At 70.1% G+C, this 21788-nt stretch carries 18 protein-coding genes; 11 read left to right on the top strand and 7 right to left on the bottom strand.

What is annotated here, in order from left to right; all coding sequences use genetic code 11:
- Positions 1–188 precede the first annotated feature (188 nt).
- The 4 genes from ON33_RS18425 to ON33_RS18410 all read left to right on the top strand — a co-directional run bounded on the left by ON33_RS18425 (position 189) and on the right by ON33_RS18410 (position 4785).
- Positions 189–1085: a glycoside hydrolase family protein gene (locus ON33_RS18425; RefSeq protein ID WP_245550580.1), complete on the top strand. Its 897-nt coding sequence runs from the start codon at positions 189–191 to the stop codon at positions 1083–1085.
- 125 nt (positions 1086–1210) lie between these two features.
- Positions 1211–2614 (top strand): L-fucose/L-arabinose isomerase family protein, encoded by a 1404-nt coding sequence (locus tag ON33_RS18420; RefSeq protein ID WP_218001464.1) that lies wholly within the window; start codon positions 1211–1213, stop codon positions 2612–2614.
- A 1-nt stretch (position 2615) separates the two neighbouring features.
- Positions 2616–4091: an FGGY-family carbohydrate kinase gene (locus ON33_RS18415; RefSeq protein WP_040860168.1), complete on the top strand. Its 1476-nt coding sequence runs from the start codon at positions 2616–2618 to the stop codon at positions 4089–4091.
- A gap of 34 nt (positions 4092–4125) precedes the next feature.
- Complete coding sequence (locus ON33_RS18410) at positions 4126–4785, top strand: TMEM175 family protein (RefSeq protein ID WP_040860167.1); 660 nt, start codon at positions 4126–4128, stop codon at positions 4783–4785.
- A 4-nt stretch (positions 4786–4789) separates the two neighbouring features.
- Here ON33_RS18410 and ON33_RS18405 read toward each other — a convergent pair whose 3' ends face one another.
- Positions 4790–6097: a bifunctional o-acetylhomoserine/o-acetylserine sulfhydrylase gene (locus ON33_RS18405; protein WP_051152434.1), complete on the bottom strand. Its 1308-nt coding sequence runs from the start codon at positions 6095–6097 to the stop codon at positions 4790–4792.
- 29 nt (positions 6098–6126) lie between these two features.
- Positions 6127–6642: an OsmC family protein gene (locus ON33_RS18400; RefSeq protein WP_040860166.1), complete on the bottom strand. Its 516-nt coding sequence runs from the start codon at positions 6640–6642 to the stop codon at positions 6127–6129.
- A 168-nt stretch (positions 6643–6810) separates the two neighbouring features.
- Here ON33_RS18400 and ON33_RS39775 point away from each other — a divergent pair, with 168 nt between their 5' ends.
- Complete coding sequence (locus tag ON33_RS39775; RefSeq protein ID WP_157184593.1) at positions 6811–6981, top strand: ribbon-helix-helix protein, CopG family; 171 nt, start codon at positions 6811–6813, stop codon at positions 6979–6981.
- On the opposite strand, the gene xylB is transcribed toward ON33_RS39775, so the two are convergent.
- The 5 genes from xylB to ON33_RS44035 form a co-directional block, all read right to left on the bottom strand.
- Complete coding sequence (gene xylB / locus ON33_RS18395) at positions 6972–8360, bottom strand: xylulokinase (RefSeq protein WP_040860165.1); 1389 nt, start codon at positions 8358–8360, stop codon at positions 6972–6974. The two genes, ON33_RS39775 and xylB, sit on opposite strands and share 10 nt — an antisense overlap.
- 13 nt (positions 8361–8373) lie before the next feature.
- A complete protein-coding gene (locus ON33_RS18390) occupies positions 8374–9381 on the bottom strand; it encodes a zinc-dependent alcohol dehydrogenase family protein (RefSeq protein ID WP_040860164.1) in 1008 nt (335 codons plus the stop codon).
- Positions 9382–9486: 105 nt separating this feature from the next.
- Complete coding sequence (locus ON33_RS18385; RefSeq protein ID WP_040860563.1) at positions 9487–10491, bottom strand: glycoside hydrolase family 172 protein; 1005 nt, start codon at positions 10489–10491, stop codon at positions 9487–9489.
- 100 nt (positions 10492–10591) lie between these two features.
- On the bottom strand, positions 10592–11506 hold the full coding sequence (locus ON33_RS18380; protein ID WP_051152432.1) for a tyrosine-protein phosphatase: 915 nt from the start codon (positions 11504–11506) through the stop codon (positions 10592–10594).
- Between the two features lie 169 nt (positions 11507–11675).
- The gene (locus ON33_RS44035) at positions 11676–14066 is read right to left on the bottom strand and encodes a PEP-utilizing enzyme (RefSeq protein ID WP_040860163.1); all 2391 of its coding nucleotides are present in this window, start codon (positions 14064–14066) and stop codon (positions 11676–11678) included.
- A gap of 166 nt (positions 14067–14232) precedes the next feature.
- Between ON33_RS44035 and ON33_RS18370 the strand changes: the two genes are divergently transcribed.
- The 6 genes from ON33_RS18370 to ON33_RS18345 all read left to right on the top strand — a co-directional run bounded on the left by ON33_RS18370 (position 14233) and on the right by ON33_RS18345 (position 21750).
- The gene (locus ON33_RS18370) at positions 14233–15741 is read left to right on the top strand and encodes an FAD-dependent oxidoreductase (protein WP_040860162.1); all 1509 of its coding nucleotides are present in this window, start codon (positions 14233–14235) and stop codon (positions 15739–15741) included.
- A 104-nt stretch (positions 15742–15845) separates the two neighbouring features.
- A complete protein-coding gene (locus tag ON33_RS18365; RefSeq protein WP_040860161.1) occupies positions 15846–16796 on the top strand; it encodes a LysR family transcriptional regulator in 951 nt (316 codons plus the stop codon).
- A 493-nt stretch (positions 16797–17289) separates the two neighbouring features.
- Positions 17290–18993, top strand: a complete 1704-nt coding sequence (locus tag ON33_RS18360; RefSeq protein WP_051152522.1) for an alpha/beta hydrolase — start codon at positions 17290–17292, stop codon at positions 18991–18993.
- Between the two features lie 127 nt (positions 18994–19120).
- Complete coding sequence (gene hsaA, locus ON33_RS18355; protein ID WP_040860160.1) at positions 19121–20281, top strand: 3-hydroxy-9,10-secoandrosta-1,3,5(10)-triene-9,17-dione monooxygenase oxygenase subunit; 1161 nt, start codon at positions 19121–19123, stop codon at positions 20279–20281.
- Complete coding sequence (locus tag ON33_RS18350) at positions 20281–21135, top strand: alpha/beta fold hydrolase (RefSeq protein ID WP_051152431.1); 855 nt, start codon at positions 20281–20283, stop codon at positions 21133–21135. The genes hsaA and ON33_RS18350 overlap by 1 nt, the downstream gene beginning before the upstream one ends.
- Before the next feature lie 90 nt (positions 21136–21225).
- Entirely contained in the window at positions 21226–21750 is a 525-nt protein-coding gene (locus ON33_RS18345) for a DinB family protein (RefSeq protein ID WP_040860159.1), read from the top strand.
- Positions 21751–21788: the final 38 nt, after the last annotated feature.

Raw genomic sequence — 21788 nt, 5'->3', positions numbered from 1 at the left:
GCCGAGCGCGTGGACCGGGGCGCGGGGCGCGCGGCCGGGGAGCGTTCGGCCGGCCGCTTGCCGAGGTCGCGCCGGGACATGGTGGCACCGGTCAGCAATTCCGTTCCGGCCGAGGTGAATTCGCAGATGTCGAGGCCCGCGGCGGCGGCGCGGAGGTACGGTTCAGGGTTCGCAGCGAGAGTACCGGCATGACTTCATCGTCGAAGACGGACTGGGACTGTTCAGGTCCTGGATGGGGGACGGGCATGGGCGCGGTGACGGCGGGGGAGTTCCGGCACATCTATGACCCGAGCGAACCGGATCGGCGCTGGTACATCAACGATCACACCCTGATCCAGGACGCGGGCGGGCGCTGGCACCTGTTCGGCATCACCCACCCCGAGCCCGCGGACCCCTTCGACGAGACCGAGTTCGCGCACGCCACCGCCGAGCACCCGCACGGCCCGTGGACCAGACACCCCGCCGCGCTGACCGTGGACCGCGAGCGCGGCGAGACCCACCTGTGGGCTCCGTTCGTGGTGCGCGACGGCCACGCCTACCTCATGTTCTACGACGGCGGCGGAACCGACCGCACCGCAACGGGTATGGGCCTGGCCACCTCCGCCGACCTGTTCCACTGGACCCGGCATCCCGGCGGCCCGGTGTTCCGCGACGGCTACGACGCCCGCGACCCCATGGTGCTGCGCGTCCACGACGAGTGGGTCATGTACTACTGCGCCACCAGTACCCCCGTCGGCGGCAATCACGTCGTCGCCTACCGCACCAGCCCGGATCTGCTGCACTGGAGCGAGCGCCGCATCGCCTACACGGACCCGGCCACCGGCACCGGTGGGGGCAATACCGAATCCCCGTTCGTGCTCCGCCACGCCGGTTCCTGGTATCTGCTGATCGGTCCGCGCCCCGGCTACGTCGGCACCGAGATCTTCCGCGGCGACAATCCCTTCCACTTCGACACGTCCGGCCGCGTGGGCCGCATCCCCGCCCACGCCGCCGAGGTGATCACCTACCAGGACGCCCTCTGGATCACCCACGCCGGCTGGGGTCAGGGCGGAGTAGCGCTGGCCCGCTTGCGCTTCCCGGGCTGAGGCAGCGCGCCGGGAAGGATCCGGAAAATCCGATTTCGGGCGTGGCGTGCGGTCTGAACTGGGATTCTGAACGGAGTCGAGCGTCCACCCAGTACGGGGAGGCAGGCAGTATGGCCCGAATCGGCGTGATCAGTCTTTCTGACGGCCGTGACTATGTGCACGGCGGCATCGTCGGATTCATCCGGACCGCGGAGGACCGGCTCGTCGCCGAGCTGACCGAGGCCGGACACAGCGTGATTCGCGGTGTCCAGCCCGTCGGCGCCAATGACCAGGCGGTCGCGGTAGCCCGGCAGGTGGAGGCGGCCGGGGTGGATCTCACCGTGCTGCACTACGCGGTGTGGGCGTTCCCGCACTTCACCATGCTGGCCGCGGGCGCGCTGCGTGGGCCGCTGCTGTTGCTGTCCAATATCGATCCGGTGCAGCCGGGCATGGTGGGCATGCTGGCGGCGGGCGGCGCGCTCGATCAGATCGGCCGCGCCCACGCCCGGCTGTGGGGCGACCCCGCCGATCCGGAGCTGATCGCGGCCATCGGGGAACGCGCCCGGGCCGCGGCGGCGGTGGCGAGCCTGCGCGGCAGCACCTTCGGGCGCTTCGGCGGGCGGCCGATGGGCATGAACACCGCGGTCGCCAATACCGATCAGTGGCAGCGGATCTTCGGCATCGATGTCGAGGAGATCGACCAGTGGGAGATCGTGCGCCGCGCCGAACTCGCCGACGCCGGCGAGGCGCGAGCGGCCCGGGAATGGCTGGAGCGCACCACCGCCGGCGTCCATTACGACGGCGTCAAGCTGACGCCGGACCTGCTGGAACGGCAGCTGCGCTCCTACCTGGCCGTGCGGGACCTGATCGCGGAATGGCGGCTGGACTTCTCCGGCATCAAGGGACAGCCGGAGCTGACCCAGTACTTCGCCACCATGGACATCACCGAGGCCTTCCTCAACGACCCTTACGACTGGAACGGGCCCAAACAGCCGCACGTGTGCGCCACCGAGGCGGACATGGACGGGGCGCTCACCATGCAACTGCTCAAGCAGATCGCGGGCACCCCGGTGCTTTTCGCCGATGTCCGGCACTATCACGCCGACCGCGACATCTGGGATCTGTGCAATTCCGGCCAGCACGCCACCTGGTACGCGGCGCGCAGCGACGATCCGGCCGAGAACCTGGCCCGCGTACACCTGTATCCGGAGGTGTTCTTCTTCCCGGCCGGCGGCGCGTCGGTGCATCACCTGGCCGCGCCCGGGCAGATGACCCTCGCCCGGCTCACCCGCCGCAACGGCGCCTACCGCATGCAATCGATGCTCGGCGAGTTCGAGACCTACGACCCGGACACCAACGAATCGCTCATGAAGCAGTCCACCCGGGAGTGGCCGCACGCCTTCGCCCGCCTGGACGCCGACGCCGGGGAGTTCCTGTCCCGCTTCGGCGCCAACCACATTCACGCCGTGCCGGGTGACCATCGGGCCACCGTGCGCGCGGCCTGCGAACTGCTGGACGTCACCCTGGACGAATTCAGCCGGGCGAGCTGACATGCTCCTCGGCATCGACATCGGCACCTCCGGATCCAAGGGCGTCCTGGTCGACCACGCGGGCACGGTCGCGCGCAGAGCCGAACGACCGCACCGGGTTTCGACGCCGCGCCCGGGCTGGGTGGAGCACGACGCGGAGACGGTGTGGTGGGCCGACTTCACGGCCCTGGCCCGGGAGCTGGTGGCGGCCGCCGACGGCGCACCGATCGACGCGCTCGCGGTGAGCGGCATCGGGCCCTGCCTGCTGCCCGCCGACGCCGCGGGCTGTCCGCTGCGCCCCGCCATCCTCTACGGCGTCGACACCCGCGCGGGCGACGAAATCGAGGAACTGAACGCGGAATTGGGCGCGCTCACCGTGCTGGAACGGTGCGGCTCCCCGCTCACCAGCCAGGCGGTCGGGCCCAAACTGCGCTGGCTCATCCGCCACGAGCCGCGGGTGTGGCGGGACACCCGCATGCTGTTGATGGCGAGCTCGTTCCTGGTTCATCGCCTCACCGGCCGCTACGTCCTGGACCATCAATCCGCGAGCCAGTGCGTGCCCATGTACGACCTGATGGCCCGCGACTGGGCCACGGACTGGGCCGAATCCGTCGCACCGGGGCTCCGACTACCCGAATTGGCTTGGCCCACAGAGATAGTCGGCCGGGTCACCGCCGAGGCCGCCGCGGTCACCGGTCTGCCCGCCGGGCTACCGGTCACCACCGGCACCATCGACGCCTGGGCCGAGGCCGCCGGGGCCGGGGTCCGAGCCCCCGGCGACTGCATGATCATGTATGGCACCACGATGTTTCTCACCCAGGTGCTGACCGACCCCAACCCGCAGCCCGGCCTGTGGACCACCTGCGGAACCTGGCCCGGCACTTACACTTCCGCCGCGGGCATGGCCACCTCCGGCGCGATCACCGACTGGCTGCGGACCCTCACCGGCGGCGATTTCACCGAACTCGTGGACGAGGCCGTCCATGTCCCGCCCGGCAGCCGCGGCCTGCTGGTACTGCCCTACTTCGCGGGTGAACGCACACCCCTGTTCGATCCGGACGCCCGCGGCCTCATCGCCGGTCTCACCGTCACCCACCAGCGTGCCGATCTGTATCGCGCGGTCCTGGAGGGCATCGGTTACGGGGTACGCCACAACCTGGAGGCCATGTCCGCCGCCGGGGGCCCCGCCACCCGCCTGGTGGCCGTCGGCGGCGGCACCAAGGGTGGCCTGTGGACCCGCATCGTCTCCGATATCACCGGTCTGCCGCAACAACTTCCGGCCGACACCGTCGGCGCGGCCCTGGGTGACGCGCTGCTCGCCGCCGAGGCCCTGGGCCTGGGCACCGCCGCCTGGAATCCGATCATCACCACGGTCGAGCCCGACCCGGTGAGCACCGCCGACTACGGTCCGTACTACCGCCACTACCGATCCCTGTACGACGCAACGAAAGCCACCGCCCACTTCCTCGCCCGGGAGCAGCACCGCGCCGCGCTCTGACATCCGCTAGGGTCCGGCGGGGAAGGGCAGGTGGATGACTCGGTATCACCGCATCGCGGCGCAGGATCTAGGTCGGCTCGGAGCGCTCAGCGACGGAATATTCGCGGTGGCAATGACATTGCTGGTGCTGGACCTGCACGTACCCGCGGGTGAGGCGTGGCACGAGCGTACGCTGTGGAGCACCGGCGCGGTCTCCGACGAGGAGCAGGTCTGGCACGCCCTCACCCATGTGGGCCCGCAATTCCTCATCTGCCTGCTCGGTTTCCTCACCCTCGGCATGTTCTGGATCGGCCAGCAGACCCAGCTCAACCTCATGGCCCGCGCGGACCGATCACTGACGTGGATCCACGTGATGTTCCTGTTCGGAATCTGCCTGGTGCCCTTCGCGACCGCGCTGCTGGCGGCCTTCCCCCAATCGCGCCTGGCCCTGCTGGTGTACTGGATCGACCTGCTGTATCTGGGCCTGGTTCAGCTCGCCGCGCTGCGCTACGCCCGCCGCGCCGGCCTGCTGGCCGAGGACACCGTGCCCGAGGACCTCACGGCCATCCGCCGCCGCATCGGAATCGTCCAAGTCCTCTATGCGGCGGCGGTGGCCCTGTCCCCGATCAGCACCTATCTCAGCATCGGCGTGATCATCGCCCTGCAGGTGAATTCGGCTGTCTCCCCGCGGATTCGCCCGCTCGATCGCTTCTGAGGGCCTACTGCGCGGCGGCGAAGCCAGCGCGGAGGTCCGCGAGAATGTCGTCGATTCCCTCGATGCCGACGGCCAGGCGGACCAGGCCCGAGGTGACACCCGCCGCGAGCTGCTCCTCGGGTGTCAGCTGGGAGTGGGTGGTGGATGCGGGATGGATGACGAGGGAGCGGACATCGCCGATATTGGCGACGTGACTGTGCAGGGTGAGAGCTTCGACGAAGCGCTTGCCCGCATCGACGCCGCCCGCCAGCTCGAAGCCGATGATGGCGCCGACTCCCCTGGGCGCCAGTTGCTTTCCGCGCTCGTACCAGGGCGAGGACGGCAGCCCCGCATAGGAGACGGCCGTGACCTCGGGCCGTTCGGTGAGGAATTCGGCCACCGCCCCCGCATTGGCGACGTGCCGTTCCAGGCGCAGGCTCAGGGTCTCCAGGCCCTGGCTGATGAGGAAGGCGTTGAACGGCGAGATCGCCGAACCCAGATCACGCAGCAGTTGCACCCGCGCCTTGAGCGCGTAGGCGGGCGCGCCGAGATCGGCGTAGACCACTCCGTGGTAGCTCGGGTCGGGCTCGGTGAAGCCGGCGAAACGTCCACTGCGCCAATCGAAGGTGCCGCCGTCGACGATCACGCCCGCGATGGCCGCGCCGTGCCCGCCCAGATACTTCGTCGCCGAGTGCACGACGATGTCCGCGCCGTGCGCGAACGGCTGGATGAGATACGGGGTGGCGACGGTGTTGTCGACGATGAGCGGAATCCCGGAACCGTGCGCGACCTCCGCGATGCCGGGGATGTCGAGGATATGGTTCTGCGGGTTGGACACCGTCTCGCCGTAGAAAGCCTTGGTGTTCGGGCGAATTGCCGCCCGCCACTGGTCGAGGTCGTCCGGATCGTCGACGAAGCTCACCTCGATACCCAGCCGCGGCAGCGTGTACCGGAACAGGTTGTAGGTGCCGCCGTACAGCCGGGGGCTCGACACGATGTGGTCGCCCGCGCCCGCGAGATTCAGGATCGCGAAGGTCTCCGCCGCCTGACCCGAGGCCAGCAGCAGCGCGGCCACCCCGCCCTCCAGCGCGGCGATGCGCTGTTCCACCGCGTCCTGGGTGGGGTTCATGATGCGCGTGTAGATGTTGCCGGGCTCCGCCAGCCCGAACAGCGCCGCGGCGTGCGCGGTGTCGCGGAAGGCGTAGGAGGTGGTCTGGTAGATCGGCAGGGCGCGGGCGCCGGTCGCGCCGTCGGGCGTCTGCCCCGCGTGGACCTGCTTGGTCTCGAAACTCCAGGTGGCGGTCGGGTCTTCGGGCAGAGCGGATTCGGTCATCGGGGGCCTCCGGTGGGTTGGGTTCGCTGCTACTGGGTGATGAGGGTGGTCTCGACCGGGGTCCGGCCGGTGGTGAGATCCAGGACCGGGCAGTGCGCGTCGACCGTCTGCTGCAGTTCGGCATAGCGCTCGGCGGACTCCGGGCCGGTGACGCGCACGGTCACGCGCACCGCCTGGAATCCGGGGCGGACCGTGTCGTCCAGGCCGAAGAAGCCGCGCACGTCGAGATCCCCCTCGGCCTCGATGGCCAGATCCTCGACGGTGATGCCGAGCCGCTGGGCCCAGAACCGGTAGGTCACCACCTGGCAGGCGATCAGTGAGGCCAGGTACACCTCCACCGGATTCGGCGCGGACCCCGCACCGCCCAGCGCCGGCGGCTCGTCCACCCGAACCGTGTACCGGCCCAGCGCGATTGCGCTCCCCACGGTGCCCTCCGGCGTCCCCGCGGCCCGGAACACGACCGTGGCCTGGTCGGGATCCGCCGCCACGGCGCGGCCGGTCGCCTCGACGATATCGTTCAACGGCGTGCTCAGCTCAGTCGTCATACCGCGTGAAGCTACGGCTCAGCCACCCGTGCCGACGATGGTTACGCTCGCCGTGAGCGCAATCCGAGCCGCCGGAAGCGCCCGGGAGCTACCGGCTGGTCATGTGATGGTCGCCAACTGGTCAACCGTTCGGCAGACAGGGTCGCACGGGGGTGGTATGAATTCGCGGTGGCATGGACTTTGCGGCTCAGCGAGGACGAAGAAGCTGCGCTGAGTGCGCAGGCGGCGATGGAAGGGCGATCGAAACACGACATCGCCCGTGACGCCATCCGGAACTACATCACCCGGCACCGGACCTGGGACGACTACCTGTCCGACGGGCCGGTCGTCTATGGGTAGTACGTGTCGCGTATTTCGGTGTAGCGCTGACGGATAGCGGCGCCGATCCCCGCCGCCAGGCCGTGGAACTCGGTACCGGCGGGTGCGGGCCAGCGGGGTGGGCGCGGGCCGCCGCGCAGCGCCCAGGCGGCCTGGCGGGCGGCGCCGATCGCGACATACTCGCTGGGATCGGGCACCGTGACGGTGCGGCCGAAGATGGTGGCGGCGGCGTGCGCGATGAGGCGGGAGCGGGATGCCCCGCCGATCAACAGGATTCGATGCGGCACCGTCGGCAGCCGATCCAGGGCCTCGGCGATATTGCAGAGCATGCCCTCGATGGCGGCGCGGGCCAGATGATGCGGGCGCATGGTGTGCGGGCGCAGGCCGTGCAGGCTGCCGGTGGCGTACGGCAGATTCGGAGTCCGCTCACCCGCGAGATAGGGGAGCAGGGTCAGACCGTCCGCACCCGCGGGCGACTGCGCTGCCAGCACCTCCAGGCCCGACACATCGGTGCCGAGCAGCACCGCGGTCGCGTCCAGCACCCGGGCGGCATTGAGCGTGCACACCAGCGGCAGGAACGCCCCGGTGGCGTCGGCGAACCCGTTGACCGCGCCCGAGGGATCGGCGCTGGGGTGCGCGGCACGGGTGAACACGGTCCCGCTGGTCCCCAGCGAGACCACCACATCCCCGTCCCGGATGCCCAAACCCAGTGCCGCGGCGGCATTGTCGCCGGTGCCCGCCGCCACGAGCCGTCCGCCCGGCGTGTGCCCGGCGATCTCGGCGGGCGCCAGCACCCGCGGCAGTGCGGGTCGGCGGCCGCGGAAGGCCAGCGTGAGCAGATCGGGCCGGTAGGAGCCGGCGGCCGGTGACCAGTACCCGGTGCCGGAGGCGTCGCCGCGATCGGTGGTCGGCTCGGTGGCCGGATCGCCGCCGCGCAGCTGCCAGGTCAGGTAGTCGTGCGGCAGCAGCACCCGGACGGTCCGGTCGGCCAGTTCGGGTTCGTGATCGGCGAACCAGCGCAGCTTGGCCACGGTGTGCGCGGCCAGCGGCACACTCCCGACCGCCTCCGCCCACGCCTGCGGCCCGCCCAGCTCGGCCACCAGCTGGGTCGCCGCCTCCGCGGACCGGGTGTCGTTCCACAGCAGCGCGTCCCGCACCGGATGCCCGGCCGCGTCCAGCGCCACCAGCCCGTGCTGCTGCCCGGCCACCGCGATGGCCTCCACATCGCGCATCATGTGATCGCACGCCGCCCGCAGCGCCTCCCACCACATGAGCGGCGGCACCTCGGTGCCGTCGTAGTGCGGAATCTGGCGGTGCCGCAATACCGTTCCGGTATCGGCGTCGCACACCACGATCTTGCAGGATTGAGTGGAGGAGTCCACTCCGGCAACGACCGTCATCGGTCCCCACCCTCTATCGTGCCGCCCGTCCGGGGTGCAGCTGGATTTTGCGACCGGTGCCCGCGCGGAAGGTCCGCAGGGCGTCGCCGAATTCGTCGAGCGCGAAGTCATGGGTGATCACGGTGTCCGCGTCGATGACGCCCTCGCCCAGCAGGTCCACGGCCCGCCCGAAACTGTGCAGCACGGCCATCGAGCCGACGATGGTGATCTCGTCGTTGTAGACGCGGAACGGCGAGATGCTCGCCCGCGCCGCCGCCGGGGCCACCCCGAACTGCTGATAGGTGCCGCCGCGCCGCACCCGGGACAGCCCGTCCTCGATCGCGGCCACCGTTCCGCTGCAATCGATCACGATCTCCCAGCCCTCGGGCCGGTCCATATCGTCGGCGGACACGGTGGCCGCGTCCGCGCCGAGCGTGCGCGCGATGGCCAGCCGGTCGGCATTGGTGTCCACCATCGACACCGACGCCGCGCCCGCCGCGATGGCCAGCTGCAGCATGAGCAGGCCCATGGTGCCCGCGCCGTAGATCAGATAGTGCGAGCCGAGTCGCCGTGGCAGCACATCGAATCCGTGCACCGCGCACGAGAGTGGTTCCACCAGTGCGCCGTGCGCGGACGGAACATGCCCGGGCAGCCGATAACAGTTGGCGGCGGGCACTTTCACGTACTCGGCCATGGCGCCGTCGACGGTATCGCCGATGGCGCCCCAGTTCTCGCAGAGATTGCCGCGCCCGATCGCGCAGTAGTGGCAGCGCCCGCAGAACAGCGACGGATCCACCGCCACCCGGTCACCGGTCCGCACCCCGGCCGCGTCCGCGCCGAGAGCCACCACCTCCCCGGCGAATTCGTGGCCAGGCACGATCGGATAGGGCGTGGGCGGGAATTCACCCTCCACGATATGGATATCGGTTCCGCATATCCCGACCGCGTCCACCCGGATCACCACCTCACCGGCGCCGGGTGCGGGATCGGGTACGGATTCGACCGAGAACTGTCCGGGCTTCTCGACCACCAAGGCGCGCATAGCAATAACCATGCACCCGCGTGCCACCCGCTCGACGGGTTTTACGCAATAGCAATCGCAATCTTTCTGTTTTCCCGCAATCGTTACGGAGCGCCCCCGGGGGGATCAGGGGAGTACGTGATACCAGAAGGCCGTCGAGGCCACCTGCGCCTGGTCCAGCGGTAGGTAATGGCCATCCTCGCGCCAGCCCAGCGCCTGCACGGTGGCGCGTAGCCCCGACTCGAAACAGATGGGGTCGGGAATGTGCCAGCGGTACATGCCGAATCGCTGGTGCGGTTCGTAGATTCGATGCGGGGGCAGCACCTGCGGCATGCCCAGATAGGGGGTGGAGTAGGGTCGATAAGCGCCGTCGAGGTCGAAATTCCAGGCCCCGCCGAAATAGTCCTCTGTGCCGGTGCCGCACAGAGTCGGGAATTCGGTGTCGTCGTCGAGATAGAACTTCAGCTCGCCCTCGCCCCACCAGCCCGCCGCCCGCGGCTGCACGGCCAGATACGTTCCGGCATACCGCCCGGGGCCGCCGTCGATCTCGACGATCGGATGCTCCGCCGGGGTGCCCAGCGGATCGGAGCAGCGCCACCGGGCGTGCAGATACCCGGTGGCGCCGGGTAACTCCTCTTCCAGATAGGTGATCTGGTAGTACACCGGCGCGGCGCGCTCGGACCCGTTGTGCAGGGTGACGCGGGCGCGGCTGCGGAAGGGCATGGGCCAGTAGCTGTTCAGCCCGCCGGCGGGCGCGACCACCACCATGGCGGAGTTGATGAGCGCCAAGTGATCCCAGCCGTTGCAGAAGAAGTCGCCGAGCGGCACCGCGATGGCCGGTTCGGGCGAATCGTCCCAATGCATCTGGAGGGTGAAGTCGCGCAGCAGGGCACGATCGGTGGTGAGCCAGAGGTGCCGGATCACCCCGGGTCCGGAAAGGTCGGCGAGCGTGGCGGTTTCGCCCGGTGACAGATCGATCGAGGGCGACACCTTCCACCCGCGGCCCAGCCCCGCCGCGGCGAAGGCCCCGGTCCCGGAGATGGCGCGCCCGCCCCCGCCGGCCTCGCCGGTGGGGTTCTCCGCGCTCACCGAGCGGGTGCGCCGCCCGTCCAGCTGCCAGATCTCGTGCACCATGCGAATTTTCGCATGTCGATCGCGAATGTGAAGCGGACATGGGGCGGACATGCGAATGCCGACGCCGTCCCACACGGCGCCGGCATCCCGGAACTGCTTACCTACCGACCAGCTTGGACTTCAGGGTCGCGACGGTCGCGCCGTCGATGCCCAGGCCCTGCGACAGGAAGTTGTCGAAGGAACCGTAGGTCTGCTGGACGGCGTCGAAGGAGGAGTCCAGGTAGTCACGATCCACGCCGAGCACCGGCTCGAACAGCGACGGGTCGGTCACCAGGCCCTTGGCGACCAGGCCGTCCAGGGTGGCCTTGTTGGACGCGGCCAGGTTGTCGTTCGAGGCCAGGTAGTCGTTGTAGATCTGACCCTTCGGCGCGCCCAGGGCGCTCAGCAGGATGGCCGACATCCAGCCGGTGCGGTCCTTACCGGCGGTGCAGTGGTACAGGACCGGGCCGTTGGCGTTCGCGATCTCTTTCAGCGCGGCGCTGAACTGCGAGCGCGAGGTCGCGTCGGTGACCAGCCACTTGTAGTAGTCGACCATGTACTGGTGGCCCTTGCCGTCACCGAGCAGCTCCTGCTGCACGGTCGGGCCGCCCTGCACGGCCTTGGCGAAGAACAGGTAGAAGTCGTTGTTCGGGTCGTAGACCGGCATCGACTTCACCGGGATGGAGGCCGGCAGCTTGTCCGGGTTCTGACCGCGCTCGGTCGGGCTGCGGAAGTCGATGATCTCGGCGATGCCGGCCGACACCAGCTGCTGCTGTTCGGCGTCGCTGAGCTTGTTCAGCGCGTCGGAGCGGAAGACCGAACCGTCCATGACCTTGCCCCCGCCGCCCTGGGTCGGGATGCCGCTCAGATCGCGGGCGTTCGGCGCGGACGGCAGGTTCAGCGAGGCGCCCTTGGGCGTCTGCAGCACCGGGACCGGCGCGGCGACCGCCGGCGTGACGGCGATCGGCGTGATGGCGATGAGCGCGGCGGCTACACCGGTGAGAGTGCCGCGTACGGCGCGCGAGATCGTCACTAGGGGTTTCCTTTCGATCACGGACCAGGGGTGGGGTGTCCCGGTCCGGGCTTGAAGCGCGGCCCCCGGCGCCCAGGCGGTTCCTGGGGCTCGCGGGTCCGGGCATGACCCACCGTGCCTCGGGCGCGAGCGCGGGAGCGCCCGAGGCACGGTGCGGTTGCCGGCCGGGCTATTCCGCGTCGGCCAGCAGCGTGATGGTTCCGGCGGCGCCGTCGACCCGGACGCGCTGGCCGTCCTGGAGCGCCGTGCTGGCGATCTTGGTGTCGACGACACAGGGGACGCCGAACTCGCGGGCCACGATGGCGGCGTGCGAGGCCGCGCCGCCGATATCGGTCACCACCGCGCCCGCGTACGCGAACATGGCGGTGTGGCCGGTGTCGGTCACCGAGGCCACCAGGATGTCTCCCGGCTCGATGTCGTCGTCGAGGGTCAGCACCCGCTTGACGGTGCCCTCCACCACGCCGGGGCTCACCCCCAGGCCGGAGAGGGTGTCGCCGACCGCGATGGCGCCGGAGATCTCCTCCGGCTCCCACGGGCCGTTGACCACGTCGGGCATGCGGATGGCCTGGAAGCGGGTGCGCTCGGCGCGGCGGCGGGCCACCCGATCCTTCAGATCGGCCGGGGCCCAAAGGATTTCGTCGAGGTTCAGGAACGCCGAATCCTCGATCTCGGTGAGCTTGCCCGCGTGCACCAGGCGCGCGGCGCGCTCCTGGGTGGCCAGGCGCAGGCAGTGGGTGACCCGCACGACGGCGTCGCGGGCGCGCTCGCGGTAGACGGTCGCGCCGACGGCCATCCTGGCGGTGCGACTGGTCGGCTCCGGCACCGATTCGCGGTGCGGCGCGGGCATTTCCGCGGCGCGGCCGGCGGCGGTCACCAGCAGTTCGGGACGGTCGCCGAAGGTGGCGTTGACGAGCTCGCACTCGCCCGGCCCGCGATGGCCGATCCGGGCCAGCTCCTGGTCGAGGGCCTGCGAGAACTCCGGCGACTTCTCGCGGGCCGCGCCCACGTCACCGGTCTTGGCCAGCGCCTGCAGTCCGGCGTCTTTGCGGCACAGGGCCGCCAGCCGCTCCACGGCCAGCATGGTCTTGGCCGACTCCAGGCGGTTCAGATCGATCTTGACCTCGCCCTTGTGGGCGGCGGTCGCCGCACCGGTCATCATGACGCCGATGGAGGCCGCCTGCCACGCCTGGTTGAGGCGGTCGCGCCACAGCAGGGCGCGGGCGTGCAGCTGCTCGTCGGTGAGCTCCGAGATCTCGTCGCGGGTCAGCGCTTCCGCGTGTGAGGCGGCATTGATGTGCTCGGCGGTCTTGCTGTATTTCATTGCGGTCGAGGCGACCCGGCCCATGGCCTTGAAGGTGCCCGCGCGAGCGGCCATACCGGTCGGCATGGCCGGGCGGCCCTTGGGGTGCAGCTCGACATCGCCGATGGTTCCGTAGACGTCGCGGCGCACGCTCTCCTCGTCCCAGCCGGGCATGTTCTGCGCGGAGAAGACGCCGATCGAGGCGTTGATGTACACGCTGTGGCCGAGCACGCTGGTCACCCGGGACACCCAGTGCTCCAGCGCGATTCCCTCGATCGCGATCATGTGGCCCATGGCCTCGTTGCCGAGCCGGATGGCGCCGGCCTGCAGGTCGATGGTCAGCGGGGTGAGCGGGCCGGGCAGCGCCTCGGAGGTATTGGTGGCCGTGTAGACCGGGATGCGGTCGTCGACCATATCGTCGAACTCGCCCTGCAGGCCCTCGGGCGCAGCCGATTTCAGCGCGTAGCCGTCGGAGGTCGGGGCGTTCTGGGGCACCACGTGGGTGGGCAGCGGGATCGCGCCGCGGCGATCACGGATGCCGGAGCCGCCGCTCTTGCGGCCGTGCAGGCCGCGCGCGACGTCGGCGATCACCTCGGCGGCGGTCCAGCCGTAGCGGAAGCCCCAGTCCTCGCGGGCCGCGCTCGCGTCCACCGGGGTCTGCGACACCGACGACTTCGGCAGCCACGCACTGTATTTCACGCCCGCGTCGGCGAGAATGCGCTTCACCTCGGCGCTCGACACATTGCCGGGCGCGGCCAGCTCGACCACGCCGCCGCGCTGCGACAGCGCCGCCAGCACCAGGAAGCGCTCCAGGTCGTCGTAGTGCAGCACCTGGATGCTGCCCTTTCCGCCACCGGTCAGGCTCTCCAGCGCGCGCCAGCTGCCCCGGTCGATGCGACGGCCCGCCACCAGCGCGGTGCGCACGATGAGGGCGTCCGCGCCGGAGCCGGTCACGATCTTCTCGACGCGCGAATCACCGCCCGCCGCAACGGGAACCACGAGGCGTACACCGGATTCCTTGGCGGCCTGGGCGATCGCCGCCACCGCCGGACCCGCCAGGTGCACGATCGCGTCGACACCGGCCACGGCCCGCGCGCAGACCTGGGCGTCGGACAGATCGCCGACGACCACCTCGACCCGCGGGTCCACGTAGCGGTGCCGCTGCCGGTCCAGACCGACCACCTCGTGGCCGGCCGCCAGCAGCATGCGCGCCACGGCACGGCCGCTCGGCTCGGTGACCCCGGTGACCAGAATCCGCATTGACTCTCCTCCTCGTGCAGGCATCCCCAACCACAGTGACGCCGTTCACACACCATCCCCAGTGCGGCGGTTGGTGACGGCTCACAGTCCCGGTCAACGGGATCGGTGAATCGCTCAGCAAGATGGGGCGCTAAGTGACGGCCGTCGGAGCGGGCACCGTCGAGGCATGACAGTGCGAAATCCGGTCACGCCGCGGGCGGCCGGCGAGGTGAGCCACTACGACCTCGAGACCGATGTGCTGGTCGTCGGGTACGGCGCGGCCGGCGCCTCGGCGGCCTTCGAGGCCGCCCACGCGGGCGCGCGGGTGCTGGTGGTGGACCGGTCCGGCGGGGCGGGCGGCGCGTCGGCCATGTCGGGCGGCGAGATCTACCTCGGCGGCGGCACCCCGATCCAGGTGGCCTGCGGCTTCGACGACACCCCCGAGGCCATGGCCGCCTTCCTGAAGGCGGCGCTCGGCGCGGGCGCAGACGCGGCCAAGATCGACGAGTACTGCGCGGGCAGCGTCGAGCACTTCCACTGGCTCGTCGACCGCGGCGTGCCGTTCAAGCCGACCATGTGGGACGCCCCCACCTGGGTGCCGCCCACCGACGACGGGCTCATGTGGCTGGGCGAGAACAGCTGGCCCTTCACCGAATTGGCCTTCCCGGCCCCGCGCGGGCACCGGCCCGCCGCCAACGACTTCGGCGGCAAGCTGCTGATGGAGTGCCTGGCCGCCGCGGCCGAATCCGCCGGCGCTACCGCGCTGTTCGACACCCACGTCGGCAGCCTCGTCGTGGACGGCGACGGCGTCGTGGTGGGAGCGGTCGCGCGGCAGTACGGCAAGGAGATCACCATTCGCGCCCGGCGTGGAATCGTGCTCACCACTGGCGGATTCGTCGACAACGACGCCATGCTCGCCGGGCACGCGCCGCAGCTGCTGGGCCACACCAAGGTCAGCGCGGGCACCGACGACGGGTCCGGCATCCGCATGGCCCAGGCCCTGGGCGCGGCCGTGCGGCACATGTCCGCCGGTCAGGTCGGCATGTCGCTGATTCCCGGGCTGGCCGCGCGCGGCCTGGCGGTCAATGCCCTGGGCCGGCGCTTCATCAACGAGGACACCTATCCCGGCCGCATCGGCCAGCACGCGCTCTACCGCCAGAACATGGGCGGCAGCTGGGCGGGCGACGACACCGCGGTCTGGGTCGTCGTCGACGAGGAGGGTTTCGAGGACGTCCCCGCGCCGCAGCGCTGGGGCGTGCGGCCCACCCACGTCGCCGAGACCCCCGCCGAACTCGAAGAGCTGACCGGTCTCCCGGCGGGCTCGCTCACCGCGGCCATCGCCCGCTACAACGAATTCGCCCGGCAGGGAAGCGATCCCGACCACCACAAGTCGCCGCGCTGGCTGCGCGAACTGACTCCGCCGTTCGCCGCCATCGACGTCAAGGCCGGCATGCGCCCGCCGTCGGAAGCGGGTGACCGCCGCGGCACCGGCGCCTCGGTCTTCACCCTGGGCGGCCTGCACACCGACCTCGACGGCCACGTGCTCGACCTCGACGGCCGCCCCATCTCCGGTCTCTACGCCGCCGGCCGCGCCGCCAACGGGCTGCACGGTTTCGGCTACATCTCCGGCACCTCCCTCGGCGACGGCACCTTCTTCGGCCGCCGCGCCGGCACCGCCGCCGCCCGCCGCGCATAGCCGCCCACGCGATCGATCCGGCGGCGGGAGCGCCGCCGGATCCGGCCGGTTGCCGTGGCCGATGGTCGTTTCGACAATGAGAACAGGTTCTAGACTCGCTCGCTATGGAAACTCACACGCGGCAGCTGCGGTACTTCGTGGCGGTGGCGGAGGAGCTGAGCTTCACGCGCGCCGCGCAGCGGTTGCATGTGGCGCAGCAGGGGCTGAGCGCGCAGATCCGGCAGCTGGAGAAGGCGCTCGATCTGGTGCTGTTCACCCGCACCACGCGCAGCGTCGAGCTCACCGCGGCGGGGATGGCGCTGCTGGAAGGGGTCCGAAGCGCCTTGACCACACTGGAAGTGGCGGCCGAGCAGGCGCGGGTGGCGCAGCGGCGGGAATCGGACCGGCTGATCCTCGGGTACCTGGAGGGCGCGGCGCTCACGCTCACCGAGCCGATTCTCGCGGCCTTCCGCGAACGGCACCCCGGGGTGACGGTCGACATGCGGCAGTTCACCTACGAGGAGCCCGCGGCCGGACTGGAGAACGGGACCGTCGACGTGGCCTTCGTGCGACTCCCGTTCCGCGCGGACGGAATCCGCTTCGAGCCGCTGTTCGCCGAACCGCTGGTGGCGGTGGTGCCCGTCACGCACCGGCTGGCCGAACTGCCCGAACTGCGGGTGCGGGACCTGCTCGACGAGCCGCTGCTCGGGGCGGCCACCACCGATCCCGAGTGGAATGCCTTCTGGGAGTTGCACGATCACCGCGACGGCCGGCCCGCCCCCGTGGTGTCCCGGTCGAGTTCGCTGCTCGAGGAGCTGCACAAGGTCGCGGTGGGCGTGGGTGTCGTGCTGACGGTGGCGTCGGCGCGGTGGATGCCCTTTCCCCGGGTCCGGTTGCTGCCGATTGCCGACGCCCCGCGCAACGAGGTGACGGTGGGCTGGCGGGCCGACCGCGAGACCTCGCTGGTGCGCTCGTTCGTGACCATCGCCCGCGAGGTCCGCGACGCCAACCCCGACCTGGTCTCCTGCCTGGAACGACCCGATTTCCAGGACTGCACGCTGCCGCTGCACCTGTGATTGACAACCCGCCCTTGTGAATGGCTGAGGAATAGCTGTTTCACATCGCTTCCCTTGCGCCCTAGTGTTTTTCCGCGTGGACGATCAACGCGGGGATTGCGGCGTCCACGCGTGAACCCGCCCAAGGTTCGTGCGGCCTCATTTACCCGGTGAGGCGATCTCGGATAGCCGGCACCGCCGGACCACCGGCCTGAGCCCCCGGTCGTCCCGGCGGTGCCGGCGCGGGTCCCCGCGCGTGTCGCGGCCGGTCGGGCGCGCCCGGGCGACCAGACTCGGGGGCATGACGGCGGAAGATCAGCGGGGCGGCGAGCACGATGGGACGGTCGGCCGCGCCGGCGTGACCGAGCCCAGCACAGCGATCGAGCCCAGCGCGGCGGAAGCGATCAAGCCCTGCGCGGCAACCGAATCGGGCGACACGACCGAGCCCGGCGAGACGGCCGAGGGTGCGGGCGCCGATCGCGGGAAGTCGCTGCTGTCACGCGTATGGGCGTTCATGGATCGGGCGGAACGGGCCGTCAATCCGAGCTATCCCGGCCTGGTGGTGGCCTGGATCTTCTTCCTCTGGGCGGTATCGCCCTCGTTGCTGCCGCGTACCTGGCTGTTCGAGGGCCTGGTGTGCGGGATCAGCGCGGCCATCGGATACGCCGTGGGCTGCGTGCTCGAATGGGCCTTCAAGAAGTGGGTGCGGCCGCGCCTGCCGGAATCGGCCGAGGGTCTGGCCAAGCTGTGGCATCCGACCGAGACGGCGCGAGCGGTCGGCAAGGCCGTGATCCTGGTCGGGACCATCCTCGGCGCGGCCCTGGTGCTGGCCCGGTCGGCGCGCTGGCAGCGCGACCTGGAGGTGCTGATGGGGATGACGCCCACCACGACCTCCAGTTATCTGCGCGCCGAACTGGTGGCGGCGGTGACCCTGGCGCTGGTGATCGTGGCGTATCGCCTGGTGCGGTGGCAGATCCGGCTGATCGTGCGGCTGCTGAACATCGAATGGCGGGTGCCGCGCGATATCGCCTACCCGAGCGCGGTGATCGTGGTCGCGGTGATCGCGGTGCTGCTGTTTCAAGGTGTGCTGGCGAAAGCCTTCTTCTCCGTGGCGAATTCGGCATTCAGCCTGCGGAACGGCACGACCTCGCCGAGCGCCGTCCAGCCGCAGCTGCCCGAAAGGTCCGGCAGCCCACAGTCATTGGCGCCCTGGGACACGCTGGGATCGGAGGGCCGCTGGTTCGTCTCCACCGCGCCATCCGCCGACCGGATCGCCCAGGTCACGGGAAGGCCCGCGCGCGAACCGATTCGGGTGTACGCGGGCCTGGACTCGGCGAAGACGCAGGACGACATCGCCGATCTGGTGGTGAAGGAGCTGGATCGCACCCGCGCCTTCGAACGCAAGGTGCTGGTCGTGGTCACCACCACGGGCACCGGCTGGGTGGACTCCACCACCGCCGCCGCCATCGAGTACATGTACGGCGGTGACAGCGCCATCGCCGCCTCCCAATACTCGTATCTGCCCAGCGTGCTGTCGTTCCTGTCCGACCGGCAGAAGTCCACCGACTCGGGGAAGGCGGTGATCCACGCCGTCCACGAGCGCTGGGCGCAGTTGCCGCCGGGACAGCGGCCGAAACTGCTGGTGTACGGGGAGAGTCTGGGCTCGCAGGGTTCCGAGGGCGCCTTCACCGGACTCGACGACATCCGCACGCTGGTGGACGGCGTGCTGTGGGTCGGCCCGCCCAACTCCAACCGGATCTGGAGCCAGATCGAGCATCGTCGCGATCCCGGGACGCCGGAGATCCTGCCCATCTACGCCGACGGCCTGATCGTCCGCTTCGCCGCCACCGCACCGGATCTGGCCCGCCCGGACCGGCCCTGGTACGAGCCGCGCGTGGTCTACCTGCAGCACGCCTCCGACCCGATCGTCTGGTGGTCGCCGGATCTGCTGTTCAGCAAACCGGATTGGCTGAAGGAGCCGCGCGGCGCGGACGTCTCCAAATCCATCCGCTGGTGGCCGATCGTCACCTTCTGGCAGATCAGCGCCGACCTGGCCAACGCCCAGGGCGTCCCGTCCGGTCATGGTCACCGCTATGGCGACCTGCCCCTGGACGGCTGGATCGCGGTCGCCCAGCCGCAGGACTGGAACCCGGACCTGGAACGCAATATCCGCAAGGCCCTCGACGAGGACATCACCTGGGAGTACGCGCACAAGTAGCCAGTCCCGGCCCGGGTCCGTATCCAGCGGAACCTGGATTCCGATCATTGGGACTATTTCGGTTCGAAACAGCGTGTTGGCCATAGCTTCGAGGGCAGGAAACTCTGGCACGAGGAGGAACGCCCGCATGACTAACAAGGTGCTCGATCGGGTCCGCGATCTGCTGCCCGCGATCCGGGAACGCGCGGTTCAGGCCGAGGAGCAGCGGCGGGTCCCCGACGCCAGCATTGCCGAGCTCACCGAGGCCGGAGTGTTCCGTATGCTCCAGCCGGCCCGCTTCGGCGGCATGGAGGAGTCCCCGGTCGCCTTCTACGAGGTGATCCGCACCATCGCCACCGTCTGCCCGTCCACCGCCTGGGTGTCCTCGGTGCTGGGCGCGCACCCGTGGCAGCTGGCCCTGTTCGAGGACCAGGCTCAGCAGGACGTGTGGGCCGAGAACGCCGACACCCTGGTGTCGTCCTCCTACGCGCCGACCGGCAAGCTGACCGTGGTCGACGGCGGCTACGAGCTGTCGGGCCGCTGGCAGTTCTCCTCCGGCTGCGATCACGGCCAGTGGGTGTTCCTGGGCGCGCTGGTGCCGACCGCCACCGGCATGGACTACTACACGGTCCTGGTGCCGCGCACCGATTACCGTATCGAGGACACCTGGAACGTGTCGGGCCTGGCGGGCACCGGGTCCAACGACATCGTCATCGAGAAGGCGTTCGTGCCGGGCTACCGCGCCTACTCGGCCGCGGATCAGGCCAACCTGATCGGCCCCGGCCAGCAGGTGAACACCAATCCGCTGTACAAGATCTCGTTCGGCGCGCTGTTCTCCAATACCATCACCGCCCCGATCATCGGCGCGGCCCAGGGCGCGTACGACGCGCACATCGAGCGTCAGCGCGAGCGCGTGCGGCTGTCCTACGGCGGCCAGAAGGTCTCCGAGGATCCCTTCGCCCACGTCCGGATCGCCCGTGCCGCTTCGGAAATCGATGCCGCAGTACTCCAGATGGAGCGCAATATGGGCGAGCAACTGCGCTACGCGCAGGCCGGTGAGGAGATCCCGTTCGAGCTGCGCCTGGCCACCCGCCGCGATCAGGTGCGCGGCACCGAGCGCGCGCTCGAGGCGATCGACCTGCTGTTCAAGAACTCCGGCGGCCACGCCATCCGCCAGCCGAACATCATCGAGCGCAACTGGCGTGACGCGCACGCCGGCAGTGTGCACGTGATCAACGATGTGGAGCGGGCACTGGCCATGTACGGCAAGGGCGCCATGGGCCTCGAGGTCGCGGATCGGATGCTCTGATGACGCTGACAGCGGAGAACACCGCTCGATGGGTGACGGTCGACGGCCACAAGCTCCGCTATCACGAGGCGGGCGAGGGCCCGGCGCTGGTGCTGCTGCACGGCTCCGGCGCGGGCGTGTCCGGCTGGGCCAATTTCGGTGACAACCTGCCGGTGCTGGCGCAGCACTTCCGCTGCCTGATCCTGGATCAGCCGGGCTTCGGCGAGAGCGGCCGCCCCGAGGTGTACGAGCGCAACTACCTGCGTATCGCCGCCGACGCGGTGATCGGTCTGCTCGACGAGCTGGGCATCGAAAAGGCGCACGTACTCGGCAATTCCATGGGCGGCACGGTCGCGACCCTGCTCGCGCTCGAGCACCCGGGTCGCGTCGATCGCGTGGTGCTCATGGCGCCGGGCGGGGTCGGCGTGAACGTGCTCGGACCCGAACCGTCCGAGGGCATCACGCGGCTCATGGAGTTCAACGCCGCCCCCTCCGACGAGAAGGCCATGGGTTTCCTGCGGGCCATGGTCTCCAACCCGGCGACCCTCACCGAGGAACTGGTGGCCAAGCGGCTGAAGGCCGCGGCCGACCCCAAGGGCCAGGCCGCCCTGCGCGACGCCTACGCGACGTTCTACAACCCGAAGCTGGCCGAACCGGTTCCGCTGTGGGCGCGGTTGAAGGGGATCAGGCAGGAAGTGCTGATCCTGTGGGGTCGCGACGACCGGGTCACCCCGGTGGAGGGCTCGCTCTTCGCGGCCCGGCAGCTGCCGAACGCGGACCTGCGCACCTTCGCCCGCTGCGGTCACTGGGTCATGGTGGAGCGCAAGGACGCCTTCGAGCGGTCCGTCATCGACTTCCTGAACAACGGTCTGTAGCAAGCGGTTTCCCGTGATTCGGGGGGTGGGGTTTTTCCCACCCCCCGAATTCGTTTCCCCCGGGTTCCGGCCCGGCGCTACAGTCCGAGCATGACGTGGACCGCGCCGGAAGCACCCCGTTCATCTCAGCTGCTCGTCGGTGACGAGCGCGCCATGCTGCACTCCCTGCTCACCCGCGGCCGCGAGATCCTGCTGTGGAAGTGCCAGGGGCTCACCGGCGCCCAGCTCGCGACCCGCAGCGTGGAGCCGTCAACCCTGTCCCTGCTGGGGCTGCTCCGGCACATGACCGAGGTCGAGCGCATCTGGTTCCGCAAGCGGGCGGCGGGGGAGCGGCTCGGCTATCTCTACTCCACCGGCCCGGGCCAGGACGGCGACTTCGCCGGCACGGTGCCCGAGGACGCCGAGGCCGACCACGCCCGCTTCCTCGCGGAGATCGTCCTGGCCGACAAGGCCATTGCCGACCTTCCCCTCGATCACCTCGCCACCCATCCCCGCTCCGGCACCGAGATCTCGCTGCGCTGGATCTACCTGCACATGATCGAGGAGTACGGCCGCCACAACGGCCACGCGGACCTCCTGCGCGAACGCGTTGACGGCGCCACCGGCTATCAGTGATGCCTCCGTTGCCGGCGATATCGCCGGCAACGGAGGCA

Source organism: Nocardia niigatensis NBRC 100131, from assembly GCF_000308655.1.
In the GTDB taxonomy this organism is placed as follows: domain Bacteria; phylum Actinomycetota; class Actinomycetes; order Mycobacteriales; family Mycobacteriaceae; genus Nocardia; species Nocardia niigatensis.
Note: the sequence above shows the minus strand (reverse complement) of the source record. Positions and strands in the feature narration are given on the sequence as shown.

Excerpts from the sequence above, each read along its gene's own strand:
- ON33_RS18425 (WP_245550580.1), top strand. The coding sequence starts at position 189 with ATGACTTCATCGTCGAAGACGGACTGGGACTGTTCAGGTCCTGGATGG.
- ON33_RS18415 (WP_040860168.1), top strand. The coding sequence starts at position 2,616 with ATGCTCCTCGGCATCGACATCGGCACCTCCGGATCCAAGGGCGTCCTG.
- ON33_RS18410 (WP_040860167.1), top strand. The coding sequence starts at position 4,126 with ATGACTCGGTATCACCGCATCGCGGCGCAGGATCTAGGTCGGCTCGGA.
- ON33_RS18405 (WP_051152434.1), bottom strand. The coding sequence starts at position 6,097 with ATGACCGAATCCGCTCTGCCCGAAGACCCGACCGCCACCTGGAGTTTC.
- ON33_RS18400 (WP_040860166.1), bottom strand. The coding sequence starts at position 6,642 with ATGACGACTGAGCTGAGCACGCCGTTGAACGATATCGTCGAGGCGACC.
- xylB (WP_040860165.1), bottom strand. The coding sequence starts at position 8,360 with ATGACGGTCGTTGCCGGAGTGGACTCCTCCACTCAATCCTGCAAGATC.
- ON33_RS18390 (WP_040860164.1), bottom strand. The coding sequence starts at position 9,381 with ATGCGCGCCTTGGTGGTCGAGAAGCCCGGACAGTTCTCGGTCGAATCC.
- ON33_RS44035 (WP_040860163.1), bottom strand. The coding sequence starts at position 14,066 with ATGCGGATTCTGGTCACCGGGGTCACCGAGCCGAGCGGCCGTGCCGTG.
- ON33_RS18370 (WP_040860162.1), top strand. The coding sequence starts at position 14,233 with ATGACAGTGCGAAATCCGGTCACGCCGCGGGCGGCCGGCGAGGTGAGC.
- ON33_RS18365 (WP_040860161.1), top strand. The coding sequence starts at position 15,846 with ATGGAAACTCACACGCGGCAGCTGCGGTACTTCGTGGCGGTGGCGGAG.
- ON33_RS18360 (WP_051152522.1), top strand. The coding sequence starts at position 17,290 with ATGGATCGGGCGGAACGGGCCGTCAATCCGAGCTATCCCGGCCTGGTG.
- hsaA (WP_040860160.1), top strand. The coding sequence starts at position 19,121 with ATGACTAACAAGGTGCTCGATCGGGTCCGCGATCTGCTGCCCGCGATC.
- ON33_RS18350 (WP_051152431.1), top strand. The coding sequence starts at position 20,281 with ATGACGCTGACAGCGGAGAACACCGCTCGATGGGTGACGGTCGACGGC.
- ON33_RS18345 (WP_040860159.1), top strand. The coding sequence starts at position 21,226 with ATGACGTGGACCGCGCCGGAAGCACCCCGTTCATCTCAGCTGCTCGTC.